This window comes from Parasaccharibacter apium, from assembly GCF_002917995.1.
Classification (GTDB): domain Bacteria; phylum Pseudomonadota; class Alphaproteobacteria; order Acetobacterales; family Acetobacteraceae; genus Bombella; species Bombella apis.
In genome coordinates, this window is record NZ_LMYH01000003.1 from 187,823 (window position 1) to 201,872 (window position 14,050).

16 protein-coding genes are annotated in these 14,050 nt (G+C 59.3%); 7 read left to right on the forward strand and 9 right to left on the reverse strand.

The window, feature by feature from the left end; genetic code table 11:
* Window positions 1-17 precede the first annotated feature (17 nt).
* The 5 genes from ASO19_RS01515 to ASO19_RS01535 form a co-directional block, all read right to left on the reverse strand.
* Entirely contained in the window at window positions 18-815 is a 798-nt protein-coding gene (locus ASO19_RS01515) for a MotE family protein (RefSeq protein ID WP_081562775.1), read from the reverse strand.
* A 32-nt stretch (window positions 816-847) separates the two neighbouring features.
* Entirely contained in the window at window positions 848-1,258 is a 411-nt protein-coding gene (gene flgC, locus ASO19_RS01520) for a flagellar basal body rod protein FlgC (RefSeq protein ID WP_043558212.1), read from the reverse strand.
* 33 nt (window positions 1,259-1,291) lie between these two features.
* Window positions 1,292-1,687, reverse strand: coding sequence for a flagellar basal body rod protein FlgB (locus ASO19_RS01525; protein WP_043558209.1), 396 nt, complete (start codon window positions 1,685-1,687; stop codon window positions 1,292-1,294).
* A 25-nt stretch (window positions 1,688-1,712) separates the two neighbouring features.
* Complete coding sequence (locus tag ASO19_RS01530; protein ID WP_103765241.1) at window positions 1,713-4,466, reverse strand: hypothetical protein; 2,754 nt, start codon at window positions 4,464-4,466, stop codon at window positions 1,713-1,715.
* Window positions 4,467-4,592: 126 nt separating this feature from the next.
* Window positions 4,593-4,835, reverse strand: coding sequence for a hypothetical protein (locus ASO19_RS01535; protein WP_081562777.1), 243 nt, complete (start codon window positions 4,833-4,835; stop codon window positions 4,593-4,595).
* Window positions 4,836-5,049: 214 nt separating this feature from the next.
* Here ASO19_RS01535 and fliE point away from each other — a divergent pair, with 214 nt between their 5' ends.
* The 5 genes from fliE (at window position 5,050) to ASO19_RS01560 (ending at window position 9,541) form a co-directional block, all read left to right on the forward strand.
* Window positions 5,050-5,406: a flagellar hook-basal body complex protein FliE gene (gene fliE, locus ASO19_RS01540; protein ID WP_043558205.1), complete on the forward strand. Its 357-nt coding sequence runs from the start codon at window positions 5,050-5,052 to the stop codon at window positions 5,404-5,406.
* Window positions 5,407-5,435: 29 nt separating this feature from the next.
* Entirely contained in the window at window positions 5,436-5,711 is a 276-nt protein-coding gene (locus ASO19_RS01545; protein WP_043558202.1) for an EscS/YscS/HrcS family type III secretion system export apparatus protein, read from the forward strand.
* On the forward strand, window positions 5,712-6,557 hold the full coding sequence (locus ASO19_RS01550; RefSeq protein ID WP_227449682.1) for a flagellar biosynthetic protein FliR: 846 nt from the start codon (window positions 5,712-5,714) through the stop codon (window positions 6,555-6,557).
* A 6-nt stretch (window positions 6,558-6,563) separates the two neighbouring features.
* Window positions 6,564-7,670 (forward strand): EscU/YscU/HrcU family type III secretion system export apparatus switch protein, encoded by a 1,107-nt coding sequence (locus ASO19_RS01555; RefSeq protein WP_103765242.1) that lies wholly within the window; start codon window positions 6,564-6,566, stop codon window positions 7,668-7,670.
* Between the two features lie 113 nt (window positions 7,671-7,783).
* The gene (locus ASO19_RS01560) at window positions 7,784-9,541 is read left to right on the forward strand and encodes a flagellar hook-basal body complex protein (protein ID WP_043558197.1); all 1,758 of its coding nucleotides are present in this window, start codon (window positions 7,784-7,786) and stop codon (window positions 9,539-9,541) included.
* Window positions 9,542-9,623: 82 nt separating this feature from the next.
* Here ASO19_RS01560 and ASO19_RS01565 read toward each other — a convergent pair whose 3' ends face one another.
* A complete protein-coding gene (locus ASO19_RS01565; RefSeq protein ID WP_103765243.1) occupies window positions 9,624-10,334 on the reverse strand; it encodes a MucR family transcriptional regulator in 711 nt (236 codons plus the stop codon).
* Between the two features lie 335 nt (window positions 10,335-10,669).
* Entirely contained in the window at window positions 10,670-10,930 is a 261-nt protein-coding gene (locus ASO19_RS01570; protein ID WP_143539915.1) for a hypothetical protein, read from the reverse strand.
* 332 nt (window positions 10,931-11,262) lie between these two features.
* On the opposite strand from ASO19_RS01570, the gene ASO19_RS01575 reads away from it, so the two are divergent.
* The gene (locus ASO19_RS01575; RefSeq protein ID WP_043558192.1) at window positions 11,263-11,685 is read left to right on the forward strand and encodes a hypothetical protein; all 423 of its coding nucleotides are present in this window, start codon (window positions 11,263-11,265) and stop codon (window positions 11,683-11,685) included.
* 12 nt (window positions 11,686-11,697) lie between these two features.
* Window positions 11,698-12,852, forward strand: a complete 1,155-nt coding sequence (gene glf / locus ASO19_RS01580; protein WP_081562782.1) for a UDP-galactopyranose mutase — start codon at window positions 11,698-11,700, stop codon at window positions 12,850-12,852.
* A 16-nt stretch (window positions 12,853-12,868) separates the two neighbouring features.
* Here glf and ASO19_RS01585 read toward each other — a convergent pair whose 3' ends face one another.
* Window positions 12,869-13,222, reverse strand: a complete 354-nt coding sequence (locus ASO19_RS01585; RefSeq protein WP_052348933.1) for a flagellar biosynthesis regulator FlaF — start codon at window positions 13,220-13,222, stop codon at window positions 12,869-12,871.
* A 102-nt stretch (window positions 13,223-13,324) separates the two neighbouring features.
* The gene (locus ASO19_RS01590; protein WP_103765244.1) at window positions 13,325-14,050 is read right to left on the reverse strand and encodes a flagellar hook assembly protein FlgD; all 726 of its coding nucleotides are present in this window, start codon (window positions 14,048-14,050) and stop codon (window positions 13,325-13,327) included.

A 14,050-nucleotide genomic window follows, 5' to 3' on the forward strand; every position in this document is an offset into this window, starting at 1 on the left:
CACGGAGGGAGCGAACCTCACGGTGCGATGTTGGAATCGATCGGACTGTTCATACGGTTGATCGTATCGGGACTGAGCTTGCGGATGCCCGCCAGATACTGGGAAAGAATATTGGCACGGTCGGGCTGCATGTTGCCAATAACATCCGAAATCCGGCGGGGAATCATGTGCTGGGCCACAGGGACCAGCACCCGCATATCCAGAATATTGAACATGGCCGCCGCATCACGTGGAGGCATCTGCTCATAGATATGGGCCAGCCGAGCAATGCTCTGCTCGACATCCTGCCGGCGCTGCTCCTGCTGGGCAGAAAGTTCGGAAGCATTCCGGCCCAGTGCCTGTAATTTTTCGTCCAGCTCCTTCTGCTCCTGCTCGAGAGCCTTCTGCTGGTGCTGGAAACGTTCCGCCTCTCCCTGCATGGCCTGCCGATGCGAGGCAAGGTCGTCATTCAGCCCCCGTTCAGCCAGACGGACACGGGAATCAGGCTGTTCCTCATCAACCTGCCCGGTGGCAGGATCATCATCCGCAAGACCATTGGCTGGCGTCCAGCCCTGGAGGTGGTTCAGAAACAGGCGCTGCCTGCTGGGCCGCACTGTCTCTGGCGCTTTCACACCCGCAGGCGGCGGTGCAGGTACCGCCTTTGCAGCCTTGCCCTGCGGGGCGGCCTCCCCCGACTTTCCATGAGCTGTCTCGGTCTGGGCAGAAGAACTGCTGATCTGTGCCGCAAGGGAATGAAGATTCAACGCCAGCAGCACCGTCATCAGGCAGGAGGCAAGATTGGTGATCCTGCTCAGGGAGAATCCCTTTTTTCTCATGGATCTGACATTCCCTCTCATGGCGTTCTTCCTCAATCCTTCATCAGATTGATGGCCCGTGCCAGCATGGACCGGGTCACCTGCATCGTATTGAGATTGGCCTCGTAAGAGTGCTGGGCATCGTGACTGTCCATGATCTCCACGATGGAGCTGACATTTGGCATCTTCACATAGCCCTGTTCATTGGCCGCCGGATGGGCCGGGTCATACCGCATCTGGAAGTCGGACTGATCCTCCCCGACAGAACGGATCGACACACTGGAAACACCACTCGCACGGTCCAGTGCTTCCCGGAATGTCACTGTCTTGCGGCGATACGGGTCAGCCCCGGGCGATGCGCCCGTCGTCTCCGCATTGGCAAGATTCTCGGCAGCAACCCGCAGGCGGGCTGTCTGTGCTCTCATCCCGGCCGCTGAAACACCAATCGTGTCGGAAAAATCCATCCTCTCCTCCTCTCTCCTTTACCGCACCACGACTTACTGGCCACTACCGCCAAGGGCCATGCCGTAAAGCCCCATGTACCGGCCATATACGGTAGTGGCGAAACGCTGCTGATCACTCGTCTGGGCGATTTTCCCCAGCTCGTCCTCCAGCACCACACGGTTGCCATCCAGCGAGGCCCGACCGCCCTGCCTGCGGGCATGTGTTTCCCCCGCAGGCCCCAGCATGTGCCCCGGCTGTGTACGCGTCAGCGCCACGGCATGGGCAGTCTCCAGAACACCCTGAAACGGCGAAACATCCTTCGGGCTGTAATGAGGCGTGTTGGCATTGGCGACGTTGCCCGCCAGCACGGATTCACGATTCTGGAGCCAGCTCATCCGCCGCTCGGCCAGGTTCAGAAGGTCCGTCCCGCCCGTATGTGTCACACTCATCCCACGTCACTCCTTCCTCATGCGCTCACTGTGCCTGCTGGGCCGATACAAGAAGACGGAACATCCGTCCGGCATCACCCTCAAAAGGCCGATCCCCCACACGATTGCGTATCCACTCCAGCGCACCTGCATCTCCGGCCCGGGAAGCATCCGATGCCAGCCGCAGGGCAAGAAGCTGCTGAGACACCGTCATATCTCCCTGCGGTGGCAGAAGCTGCATCACCATGCTGCGCAGATCCGCCACGGCAGGAGACCATTCTTCCCGATTCTCATGGATATGGGCCCGTATGTCCGCTGCCTGCGGGTCCTGATCCGCTCCCAGAAGATACAGGGCGACCTCCGGCTTGCCCGAGGCAGCCGCCATGCTGGCCATGAGACGGGTCCGGCGTGCCGTTTCCTGTGGGGGCAGGGACGCCCCACCCGTATCCGCCAATGTGGCCGAGGCCTTGTCCAGCTGCCCCCGTCTGATCTCATTCTCGGCCAAGGCATCCCCGGCAGCAGCCCGGTCCTGCGGGTCTGTCATCATGGGAATGGCCGTGTTCATGGCATTCCCGGCCTGTTCCTCCAGCCCCAGCCGGCCAAGCAGCCGCCCATAGGCCAACAGCAGGTTGCCCTTCTTTGCGCTGGCCGGGAGATCCTGCATGTGCGCCTTCAGCAGGGCGGCTTCATGCAGCAGGGTGGCCTCATTCTGCGACCCACCACCATCAGGCCCGGGCAGCCCCTGAACAACGCCCGACAGCGCTGCGGACAGCAGGGCCTGCATCCTTGCTTCATCATGAGGCGGTGCTGCCTGACGGGCCTGATCCAGCGCCTGAAGAGCAGCTTCCCACTGATGGGCCCGTATATCGGCCCCAGCCCGCAGCATGTTGACAATCCCATCACGACCAGACAGCCGGGCATCTGGCAAAAGCGACGCATATTGCCGGGCCGCTTTTTCTGCCGGGAGGTGCCCGTCCCGCAGGCTCAGGGCCACACCCTCTTCCATCGCCTTCTCGGCAATGACAGGGTCATGATCCACAGAGAGGGCCTCCAGCAGGCTGGTGGCCTTCTTCTCATCCCCATCCCGCAGAGCACGCACGGCCTGAATGAAACGGAATTCACTGCCCTCTGGCAGGGAATCCAGCGCCTTGCGGTCCGCTGGCGTGCCACGGCGGGCAATGAGTTCCGCCGCCATGGGCAGCAGAGACGCCCGCAACGGCTCCGGATAATTCAGCAGACGTGGCATGTCCCGGGCCAGCAGCCGGGCCGCCTCGGCGTCATTCCCCCCGGCGGCGGCCTCATACAGGCCCTGCCACAGTTTTGTGGCCCGCATGGCCTGCTCCGGCCATTCCTGCATCAGCTGGGCCGCACCTTTCATCCGGCCTGCAAGCAGGTCAGTCGCCGCCAGAAAAAATCTTACATCCGGCCGGAAAGCTTCTTCCGGGTCATCTTCCAGAGCGACATCCATGATGGCCCGTGCATCGGGGAAGGCACCAACACCCAGAGCAGCACGGGCTGCGTCCAGCCGTTTGCCAAAACGTTCACCAGGGGATGAATCCGCTGCCGCCACAAGAGCCTGACGATAACGCTCCTGCGCCTGTGGAGCGGCAAGATGTTTCAGGCCAAGCCAGTTCAGGTCCACATCACTGGCGTAAACGGCCCGGTCCATATCAGCCAGAGGGCGGTCATCAGCCCGCTGGAGCAGGTCTCCCTGCATGATGGCCCGCATGACCACCTGCGGCGGCTCATGCTGGGCAATCACCACGCCTTCCATGGAAGGCCAGACATCATAATCCCTGCCCTTGCGCAGGGAGAGCAGGCCGCCATCATCCAGTGTCGTGGTCCCCACGACCAGAGACGTGCCTGATGCCGGGTCCTTGATGGAAAAGACACGTCCCGGCCGCCGCATGGGGAACAGGAGGCCATCCCCCCGTAACCGGGGCGTGATCTCCGGCCTGTCCGTATAATCCATGCCCGGCGGTGGCTGATCCCCTAGCACCCATCCATCACTCTGCTGGGAAAGGTAAAGCTGGCGCGTATCAGGCACTGGCAGGCTGATCATTGTCAGGTCAGGCAGGGTTGTCACACCCAGGCGGCTGAACATGCCATCCCCACGCAGGGCAGAGACATCCATGGGCTGACGGGCATCCACCAGAATGATGAAGCGGTCTCCACTCTGATAAGCCGCAATGCCCATCTGCCCGGGCACGGGAATCAGAATCCTGTTGCGGGACGGCGCAGATACAGCCGGTTCGTTTCCCGCTGGCTGGGAAGACACAGCCAGCCCCGGTTTTGCAGCATCTGCCTCACGCCCCTCCGCCTGTAAAAATTGATGAAGGGACTGATCCCTGTGCTCCGCCCTGTGATCAGCTGAAGGCGCCTCTGGAGGTGTTTTCTGCGGGGGCGGCCCACCCTGGGCAGCGCCAACACCAAGCACATGCGCCCCCCACCCCGCAGGAACCCCCTGCAAAAGCGGATCGCCTGCTTTCACATGGTCCTGCACCTGCAGGGGCGGCGGCACGGCAGGGCGCCCCCGCACCTGATGATGCGGAGAAACGGGACGGGGATGGCCATGATGGGGATTCGCCTGGGACTGCCTGTGCTCCGATGCTGGCTGAGAGTGTGACGGACCAGCTCCAGCCGAGGCCTCATCCATGAAGGGTGAAGACGTCCTGGCGGGCCCCTGCGCAGCCAGCGCCGTACCCGACAGCCACATCTGGCTGCCCACCACAGGCCCACCCAGCATGATGAGACCGGCAACACCACAGCCGGCCCTGCGCCAGATTCCATCGCCTGCCATGGCTTTAGAGACAGCCTTATGAACAGCGCATAGCATGGTGCTGCACCCCTTCATGCTCCTTGATCCGTTCCCGCATCCCCTATTTTCACGCAGAGCGGAGACCGCCCCGCATGACATGACCGGCCATCAGGCCAGAAGATTGACGAAGCTGGCCGTGGCAGAGTTTTTACGGACTCCTTTGGCACTGGGCACGACCTGACCCGTAGCATCGAACTGCATGGAGGCCTCCGCCCCATTGCTGCGCTGGGAAGAAACCTGCACACGGCCTGCCTTCTCCGACATGGCAGCTTTACGCATCTCATTGGCCTGCTGGGCTGTCTTGACCCGCATGGCTGAAGCGATTTCGGAAGCCACTGATGCGTCTGACATGATTCTTTTCTCCCTGATATTTCATTCTGCAACACTCAGATGGCCATTCTGATACCGAATACAGAAGGAAAAACAAAGCCATTTGCAGACGTATATATGAAAATAACCTTACATAAACCTTCTGTTAAAAGAAAAAACATGGCGTTATGCCGAAATGGCTATTACAAACAGGCCACCATCATACCCATGACGGAAAGGAGGCCATAACCAGCCCATGTCCCTATCCAGCATTGCCAGTTCCGCAGCACAGAGCTTCGATGCCGGGCAGGCCTATGGCCGGGCACAGCAGCTCAGCCAGACCAGCAGCCCCGCCAGCGCAGGCCCTGCCGACGAAACAGAAAGCACCGATGCCGTTTCCAGCTTCAGCCACGTGCTGGACAACGCCATCCGGGGTGCCATCAACACAGGCAAAGTCGCCGAGAGCCAGACCGCCCAGGCACTTTCCGGCAAAGGCAACATGTCCGATGTCGTCGCCTCTGTCGAAGAAGCCAAACTGACACTCCAGACGGTCACCACCCTGCGGGACCGCTTTGTCAGCGCCTATCAGGATGTCATGCGGATGTCCGTCTGACCGGCACGGCAGGAAACAGGAGGACACCCATGGGTCACGCTGTTGATGTTCAGGAGATCCTGCGTCAGACACTGCTGGTTGCTGTCAAGCTGGGAGCTCCTTCTCTTCTGGCGTCCCTCCTGGCCGGGCTCTGTGTTTCACTGTTCCAGGCCATGACACAGGTCAGTGAGGCCACGCTGTCCTTCGTGCCGAAATTCATCGCCGCCATGGCCACGCTGATCCTGACAGCTTCCTTCATGCATGCCACCATCCATGCCTATGCGGAAATGATCTTCGACCAGCTCATCAAGGCCGGGGGAGTGTGAATGCTGTCCCTCTCCGACTTTTTCGGCTCGCCTGACCTCGCTGCCCCTCACGGATCGCTGGCCGTACTGACGGGCATGTTTGCCATCATTCTCTGCCGTGTCAGTGCGGTTGTCATGCTGGCACCAGGGCTGGGTGAAAGCGGAGCACCAGCACGGGTACGGGCCGGCCTCTGCCTGGTAATCACGCTGGCGCTTCTGCCCGTCCTCCAGCAGCGCCTGGTAGCCGTGTCAGGGGAGGCCCTGCGGATGCCCGCCATGGCTCTCCGACTGATTGCCGGGGAGCTCCTCTGTGGCTTCTTCCTCGGGATGCTGGCCCGGCTGCTGACCATGTCGCTGGCCATCGCCGGGCAGATCATTGCCGTCTTCACCGGCATGGCCAGTGTCATCCAGACAGACAGCCAGCTTGGGGCCTCCAGCACAGCCGTCAGCCACATGACAAGCGCTCTGGCGCCCATCATTCTCTTTTCCACCGGTCTGTACGCCCTGCCCCTGCTGGCGCTGTCCGGTTCCTACACGCTTTTCCCGGCGGGGCATGTCACAGCCATGATCGTCGGAGACATGGCCACCGACATGACACGGGCTGTCAGCACCAGCTTTCTCATTGCCATGCAGCTGGCAGCCCCCTATCTGCTGTTGGGCACCCTCTGGCCAGCCATGCTGGGCGTGCTGAACCGCCTCATGCCCTCCATACAGGTCTATTCCCTGGCCATTCCGGCCCAGATTCTGGGAGGCATCCTGCTCCTGGCCCTGCTGATCCAGATTCTGACAGGCACATGGGCCGAAAAGATGCAGCTCCACCTCTCCACCCTGCCAGGTCTCATCGCTCCCGCCAGTCCTCCGGTCTGACCTCCCATGGCGGAAGAGAATGGCAGTGGCGGTGGTGAAAAGTCACAAGCCCCAACAGAAAAGCGCCTCCAGAAAGCCCGTGAGGAAGGCAATGTTGCCCAGTCCAAGGAACTGCTGATCCTTGTGGCCCTGGGGACGTTTCTCCTCGTATTCGCCCTGAGCATTCCGGCCTCGGCACGCCAGTTCATGCATGAGATGAACGGCCTTCTTCTCAATTTCGGCCTTGTCCCCGACGACCCGGCTGCCCTGTATGGTTTCACCCTCCACGCCATCATGGCGGGTCTGCACCTCATCGCCCCGCTCATGGGCACAGGGGCCTGCGCCATCCTGATGGGCGGCGTGCTCCAGACAGGGTTCCTCTTCCGCCCCGCCGCCCTGAAGCCGGATATCAGCCGTCTTTCTCCCCTGAAAGGCATCAAGCGGATTGTCGGCCTCAATAATCTGATCGAGCTGCTCAAGACCATTGCCAAGATCACCGTATTCAGCCTGATTCTCTACAAGGTTGCCCTTCAGACCGTGTCTCTGGCCCCACAGACAGAACGATGGACAACCTGGCAGCTCGTCAACGCCATGAAGTCATGGTTCATCTACGCAGGTTTCATGGTGCTGGCCATACAGTGCATCATCACCGGGCTGGATGAGGTCTGGTCCCGCTATCACCGCTTTTCCAAACTGCGGATGAGCCTTCAGGACATCAAGGATGAGATGAAGCAGAGCGAGGGTGACCCGCAGATGAAAGCCCGCCTCCGGCAGCTCCGGCTGAGCCGCTCCCGCCGCCACATGAAAAAAGCCGTGCAGGATGCCACGGTCATCGTGGTCAACCCGACCCATTATGCAGTTGCCATACGCTATGACCAGCATGACGGGACGGCTCCGCAGATCGTTGCCAAGGGAACGGACGAACTGGCGTTCCGCATCCGTGACATCGCCCGGGAGGCGAAGATTCCTGTCATGTCCAACCCGCCACTGGCACGGGCCCTGCATGCCTTGCCGCTGGACAGTGAAATCCCCGAAGAATTCTGGAAACCTGTCGCCACCATCATTGCCTACGTCGTACGGCTCAAAACCCCTGGTGCCCGTGCAGCACGCCCTGCAGAAGCAGGTCCTTCCTGACTTTAACAGCCTGTTCATGAAATAAGCAGGTTATATTTGCTTTTATAAAAAGCGTTTTCTAGGGTTTGCCTACAAATAGCCTTAATCATCAGGTCACAGACAAGGATAGAATCATGTCCGGTGTGTTCAATGCACTTACGACGGCTGTCAGCGGCATCAATGCCCAGTCAGACGCCTTTACCAACCTGAGCAACAACATCGCCAACAGCCAGACCGTCGGCTACAAGGCCGACACGACATCCTTTGCCGACTTCGTGGCCGGCAACATCACCGGCAATTCCGCCTCGCAGGCGGAATCCAACACTGTCCAGGCCATTACTGTCCAGCATGTCGACAATTCCGGCACGGCCACCAGCAGCACCAATGGTCTGGCCATGGACATTTCCGGCAGTGGGATGTTCGTCACCTCCAAGCCGACAGGCGCCGGGACGGCCAATGCCGGTGTCACCAACTTCTCCGAACAGAAATTCTACACGAGGAATGGCGACTTCCAGCAGGACAAGAAAGGCTATCTGGTCAACACATCAGGCTATTACCTTGATGGCTACATGGCAGATTCCACCGGTACGCTGAACAATACCCTCACACCCATCAATGTCAGCAACATCGGCTTCAAGCCCACGGCCACAACAACCATGACACTGAATGCGGCCGTCGGGAAGCTGCCGGCCGATTCCACAAACTACACGCCGCAGAGCTATACCACCGCTCCCACCACGACATACGACTCCAGCTCCAATCCACACAAGATCGCCGTGCAGTGGCAGGAGAGCGACACCAATCCGCTCATCTGGACCGTCTCTGCCTATGATGCTGATGGCAACGGGACCGTCTCTCCGAACAGCTACCAGGTCGCTTTCGACCATTCCGGCTCCCTGGCCTCCATCACCGACATGCAGACAGGCAAGGCCGTTGGCTCCACCACGGCGGGATCCGCTGCGGAAATCCCCGTCACCGCCCATTACGCCAACAATGAAGAGCAGACCATGACGCTCTCTCTCGGCACGATTGGCGGAACCAGCGGTACGACCATGGTGACATCCAACAATTCGGCTGCAACCAACCAGGCCAACCCCCTCACCCTTTCCGGCACGAAACTCACCATGCCGGCCACCACGCTCGGCACCACCACCGACAGCCGACAGAGCTACATGAGCTCCCCCCTGACGGTAAGCAGCACGGACAAGAACGGCACGGCCACCAACACGCCTGTTGCCGTGAAATGGACACAGACAGCCGCCTCCCCGCCCACATGGTCCGTGCAGGCTGTAAATCCCTATGACGGCTCCGCCTCCTCTGCCGTGCAGATGGACAAAGCCCATTCCGTCATCTTCAACAAGGATGGCACGATGCAGAGCTTTGATGGCCAGCCTGTCAGCAAGGGCAGCCCGGTCACGGCAAATCTGACCATCAATGGCAGCAGCTACAGCCTGGACCTTTCCAACGCTTCTCTGACAACCGGCACTTCCACCGGAGCCGATACCAGTGCCCTGAGCAACGACAGCATCACCTCCGGGACCTACAAGGGTGCGGAGATTGAAAGCGATGGTTCTGTCATGGCGCAGTTCGACAACGGTTACAGCCAGCTGATCGGCAAGGTGGCTCTGACGAATTTCAACAACGTCAACGGGCTTCAGGCCGTCGATGGTCAGGCCTATCTGGCCACGGCACGGTCTGGCACACCCAAGACCGGTTTTGTTGGCGAAAATGGAACGGGCTCACTCGCCGTCGGGTATGTGGAATCCTCCACAACAAACCTGACAGGCGATCTTTCTGCCCTCATCGTGGCGCAGGAAGCCTACAGTGCCAATACAAAAACCGTCACGACGGCAGACAATCTGCTCCAGCAGACCATCGCCATGAAGCAGTAACATCTGCAAGACTTCACACAGGAAAAGGGCGCAGAAGGGTCATCCCCCTGCGCCCTTTCTGCATGGCCCTGGCGTGGCATCCTCATGCCTTGATGCGGGAGCGGCCTTTCTTCTTGCGGTCATAATGGCCAAGACCGGTCCTGGAGGCCTCCAGCTTCTTCATGGCCGAATAGCTCTCACAGGCCATGGGATAATCCGGGGACAGCCCCCAATAGACACGATAGCCATCCGGACTCTGGCGATGCTGCCGCTCGATATGGCGCTTCAGCATGCTGAAGGCCCCACCACAATGCAGACAGATGATCTCGTCACTGAAAATGGATTCTTCCGGGGCACAGTAAGGTTCATCACGGCTTGCGATCCACTGGCCGGGCTTTTCTTTCACTTCCGGGGACATGCCCTGCACGAAATGACCGCCAAACCCGTTCACACCGTGGCCTTCATGCTGTGCAGCCAGAGCGGAAAAACCGGCAAAAGAATGGCTGCCTTCCCGCTTCTCCGACGCCAGCCCTGCCTCCATCTTGCGGGCAATGATAGCAATCTCATCTGCGGCACTGGCCATGTCATGGATGATACCGACATCTGCAAGGCCAGAAAGGACATGCAGCACGGCACCCGCCCGGTCCGGATAATGGTGGGACAGTTCCAGCAAGGTTTCTGTCATCCCACGCAGACGCTCTGCCTGCCCAACAATATCGCTTAATGTCTGGGAAGGAGAAAACTCCTGCTGAAACCGTGACAGCAGGCGCCCAATCCCTTTTTCAATAAACGTACTGGCTGGTTGTGATGTCATATCCCACTCCCTTCTCCGGCCTATTCCTTAACGCCACATTAAATGATTGTTGCAGCCTTGCCTACAAGACCTTTCATAAGGCCATCACATTAATAAGATCAATACGATCCTATTTCAAACAGACAATGCCCATCAATCGGACAGTCATGACCATACTGCCGGAAAAAGCCAAAAAAATGGCCATATGAACATTTTCCGAAAATGGCCTTTAAAAAAATAAGACCTGCCGGAACAATCCACCGGCAGGTCTCCCCGTAACAGATTGAAAAAAGTAGCCTCCCATGACCATTCACCCCCAAACAGGGATGATGCCACTCACAAAGGCAAATACAAGGTCATCCCCCCATGCCATCCACACTGAAGGCCACCATGCCTGCCAGCCCCAGCCCAGCATCCAGAGCCCGCTCATAAAGGCCCCTGTCCTGCTCATACCCTGCAACACACATGGCCGGAGGGCCGCAGCGTCTCAGCCTTCTGCCCTGCCGGTCAGCTGAATCCACCATGCTCCCTTCAGCAAGCGCACGTATATCGGCAAGAAAATCCTTCATACGTCCCTCGGTTTCCGCAGGACAGGAAGAACCAGCTATACGAGGCATCAGGTAATCCTTCTCCAAAGTTTTGTCATGGCAGACCTTGTCCTCATATCACGTTGCCAAGAACACGGTACATAGGTCGATCATGTCACAGAAATCAGCAAAACCAGCCAGAAGTCTTTGCGTGCAAAGATAACCGGAGCGCCCATATACATTACTATCGTTAAATATATATTAAACAGCACTCACAGTAAGCATCACATAACCATCACAAAAGGCCAGAACAAAAATAACACCATGATTTCCCAGCATTTAATACTTTCTAAGCTATCATGACATGAGAAGGTCATAGACTGGCTGCCAGCAAAGTGGCCACATGATGCAGGAACCGTGAGATGACCCGTTTGCACTGTCCATCCATTGCCATCATTCTTCTTGCCCTGGCCGGCGGGGGCATCCTGCCTGCCAGAGCCCAGGGATTCTACGGCGGCAGTGAATACCTGCTCAGCCCGCCCCCTCCTCCACCGCCGCCCACCGGGGAATTCACCCATCTGCCACCGCCCCCACCGCCGCCGCCATCCTTTTCCGGCACATGGCAGCAGGACCAGTACCGCCAGCAGGGCATACCGGCACCGTGGGCAGCGCCGCTCTGGGGAACGTACCAGACACCCCGTTACTCCCGCCAGAATGGCTGGGACGAACCCGGCTTCATGCCATGGAACACCTACATCCAGACCCAGGCCCCCTATCCCGGCCTGCCCTATCCACCAGCCCCACCAAGCCGGAGCTGCATAGACCAGAACTGTACTGGCCCCTGAGACCAGCCTGCCATGCATTTCTGTATCGTCGGTGCCGGATTCAGCGGGGCGGTCACGGCCCGTCATCTGGCTGAGCGAGGCCACCGCATCACTGTCATTGATGAACGCCCACACAATGGTGGCAACTGCCATACAGCCCGGGACCCGCAGACGGGCATCATGCTTCACCATTATGGGCCCCATATCTTCCATACCGCACAGGAAACGGTCTGGCAGTATGTGCAGCGCTTCGGACGGTTTGCCCCCTACATCAATCGGGTCAAGGCCATCAGCCAGGGGCGGGTTTACACCCTTCCCATCACCCTGCTGACCATCAACCAGTTTTTCGGCAAGACCATGCAGCCCGCAGAAGCCCGGGAATTCATCCGGCAGCAGGCCGTGCAGGACATGGCTTCCCCCCGCAATTTCGAGGAGCAGGCCCTGCACATGATCGGCCCTGCCCTCTATGAGGCCTTCTTCAAAGGTTACACGACCAAACAGTGGGGCCTGCCCCCGGCGGACCTTCCCGCCGCCATCCTGAAGAGACTGCCGGTACGCTTCAATTACGATGACAACTATTTCAGTCATCCCTATCAGGGCATTCCGGTGGAAGGCTATACCACCCTGATCGAAACGATTCTCACCCATCCCCGCATCACCGTACGGCTGAACACGTCTTTCGAAACATTCCAGTCCTGCAACAGCATGGACCATACACTCTATACTGGCCCGCTGGACCGCTATTTCAGCTTCTGCCATGGCCGTCTTGGCTATCGCACGCTGAATTTTGAACGAATCGATGCGAAAGGTGACTATCAGGGGACGGCGGTCATCAATTACTGCGACGAATCCATCCCCTATACCCGCATCAGCGAGCACAAGCACTTCGCCCCTTGGGAGGCCGCACGCTTCAGCAGGACAGTCTGCTTCCGTGAATATAGCCGCCTGGCCGGGCCGGAAGATGCCCCCTATTACCCCATAAGGCTGGCAGGCGAGACAGCCATGCTGGACCGCTATGTCCGCACGGCCATGACTGCCCGAAACGTCTCTTTCCTCGGGCGGCTGGGGACCTACCGTTATCTGGACATGGATGTCACCATTGGTGAGGCTCTTGCGGCCTGCCAGATCATGGACGACCATCTCGCCGAGGGCAGGCCACTGCCAGTCTTTTTCACCAATCCGCTCTGAAGGGCGGGAAGGCGTTTCAGCCCTCCTGAATGGCCATTTCCAGCCCGTCCAGCACGTTGCGGGCTGTCTCTATGAGGGGAGCAAGGCTGAGCGTGGGGTCCAGCATGGCCCGTATGCCATACTTCTGGGCCTGATCGGCCATCCGGGCAAAAAGAAGCCTGTCTTCCGTCTCGACCATGCCAGCTTCCACCGCATTGGCACGCTGGATGAGCGACCAGAGACGCTGATTCTTCGCGATGACCTGATTCCGCGTGATGACATCCGTCTCATGGGCCACGCTTTCCAGCATGGCAATCAGCCTGCGGAAACATTCCGCATCCGCTTCCCTGTCCGACAGAGACGAACTGGCCGCCATACGATAAGCATTCATGGCGTTGTTCTGATACATGCTCCCTCACAACCTCCCGTTCCATCCGGCAGGCAGCCAATACGTCGTGGCTGCCTGCCCTGTTCATGCATCATCAGGCGCGATTCAGCTTGTGGCCTGCACGCTGGAGAGCGGAACCTCAGCCCCACCCATCATGACATTCATGCCCGTGCTGGTCTTCTTCATCCCCGTGACCGTGCCACGCACGGCAAAGGGCACGTCAGCCGTATTGCCCCGGCTGTCCACACTCTTCACCGCCACGCTATAGGCCCCATCACTGAGGGTCGTGCCATTGTCGTCCTTGCCATCCCAGTTCCAGGATGTCTGGCCGCCATCCGCCCGCACCACGTCGTGATAGACCACCTGCCCGGCACTGTTGGCCACGGAAATGCCAACCATCTGGCCCGCTCCTGCCTGGAAGGACAGACCAGCCGAACCGGACTGCAGGGGCAGCGTGGACCCGAAAGCACTGACCTGCCGCCCGACCAGCCCCTTGTCCTGCGTCAACTGGGCTGTCTCATTCAGAGAAATGAGGGTGTTGAGGTTGCTGTTTGTCTGGACCTGCTGCTCCACACTGGAGAACTGCGCCAACTGGGCTGCCATGTTCTCCGTATTCATCGGGCTGCTGGGGTCCTGATGCTTCAGCTGGGCTGTCAGAAGGGTCAGGAAGTTGTTTTCATTCTTTGCCATCGAGGCAAAGGCACCTTCCGTGGTCCCTGCGGATGACCCGCTCTGCCCGGCGCCGGAGAGAGACGCTGCCCCACTGCGGGCGGCGCTGTCTGTCGCCTGCTGCAAGGCCAGAAGATTGTTGGAAGACAGTGAATTCACCAT

Coding starts and splice junctions, on each gene's coding strand:
- ASO19_RS01515 (WP_081562775.1), bottom strand. CDS start 815: ATGAGAAAAAAGGGATTCTCCCTGAGCAGGATCACCAATCTTGCCTCC.
- flgC (WP_043558212.1), bottom strand. CDS start 1,258: ATGGATTTTTCCGACACGATTGGTGTTTCAGCGGCCGGGATGAGAGCA.
- ASO19_RS01525 (WP_043558209.1), bottom strand. CDS start 1,687: ATGAGTGTGACACATACGGGCGGGACGGACCTTCTGAACCTGGCCGAG.
- ASO19_RS01530 (WP_103765241.1), bottom strand. CDS start 4,466: ATGGCAGGCGATGGAATCTGGCGCAGGGCCGGCTGTGGTGTTGCCGGT.
- ASO19_RS01535 (WP_081562777.1), bottom strand. CDS start 4,835: ATGTCAGACGCATCAGTGGCTTCCGAAATCGCTTCAGCCATGCGGGTC.
- fliE (WP_043558205.1), top strand. CDS start 5,050: ATGTCCCTATCCAGCATTGCCAGTTCCGCAGCACAGAGCTTCGATGCC.
- ASO19_RS01545 (WP_043558202.1), top strand. CDS start 5,436: ATGGGTCACGCTGTTGATGTTCAGGAGATCCTGCGTCAGACACTGCTG.
- ASO19_RS01550 (WP_227449682.1), top strand. CDS start 5,712: ATGCTGTCCCTCTCCGACTTTTTCGGCTCGCCTGACCTCGCTGCCCCT.
- ASO19_RS01555 (WP_103765242.1), top strand. CDS start 6,564: ATGGCGGAAGAGAATGGCAGTGGCGGTGGTGAAAAGTCACAAGCCCCA.
- ASO19_RS01560 (WP_043558197.1), top strand. CDS start 7,784: ATGTCCGGTGTGTTCAATGCACTTACGACGGCTGTCAGCGGCATCAAT.
- ASO19_RS01565 (WP_103765243.1), bottom strand. CDS start 10,334: ATGACATCACAACCAGCCAGTACGTTTATTGAAAAAGGGATTGGGCGC.
- ASO19_RS01570 (WP_143539915.1), bottom strand. CDS start 10,930: ATGCCTCGTATAGCTGGTTCTTCCTGTCCTGCGGAAACCGAGGGACGT.
- ASO19_RS01575 (WP_043558192.1), top strand. CDS start 11,263: ATGACCCGTTTGCACTGTCCATCCATTGCCATCATTCTTCTTGCCCTG.
- glf (WP_081562782.1), top strand. CDS start 11,698: ATGCATTTCTGTATCGTCGGTGCCGGATTCAGCGGGGCGGTCACGGCC.
- ASO19_RS01585 (WP_052348933.1), bottom strand. CDS start 13,222: ATGAATGCTTATCGTATGGCGGCCAGTTCGTCTCTGTCGGACAGGGAA.
- ASO19_RS01590 (WP_103765244.1), bottom strand. CDS start 14,050: ATGGTGAATTCACTGTCTTCCAACAATCTTCTGGCCTTGCAGCAGGCG.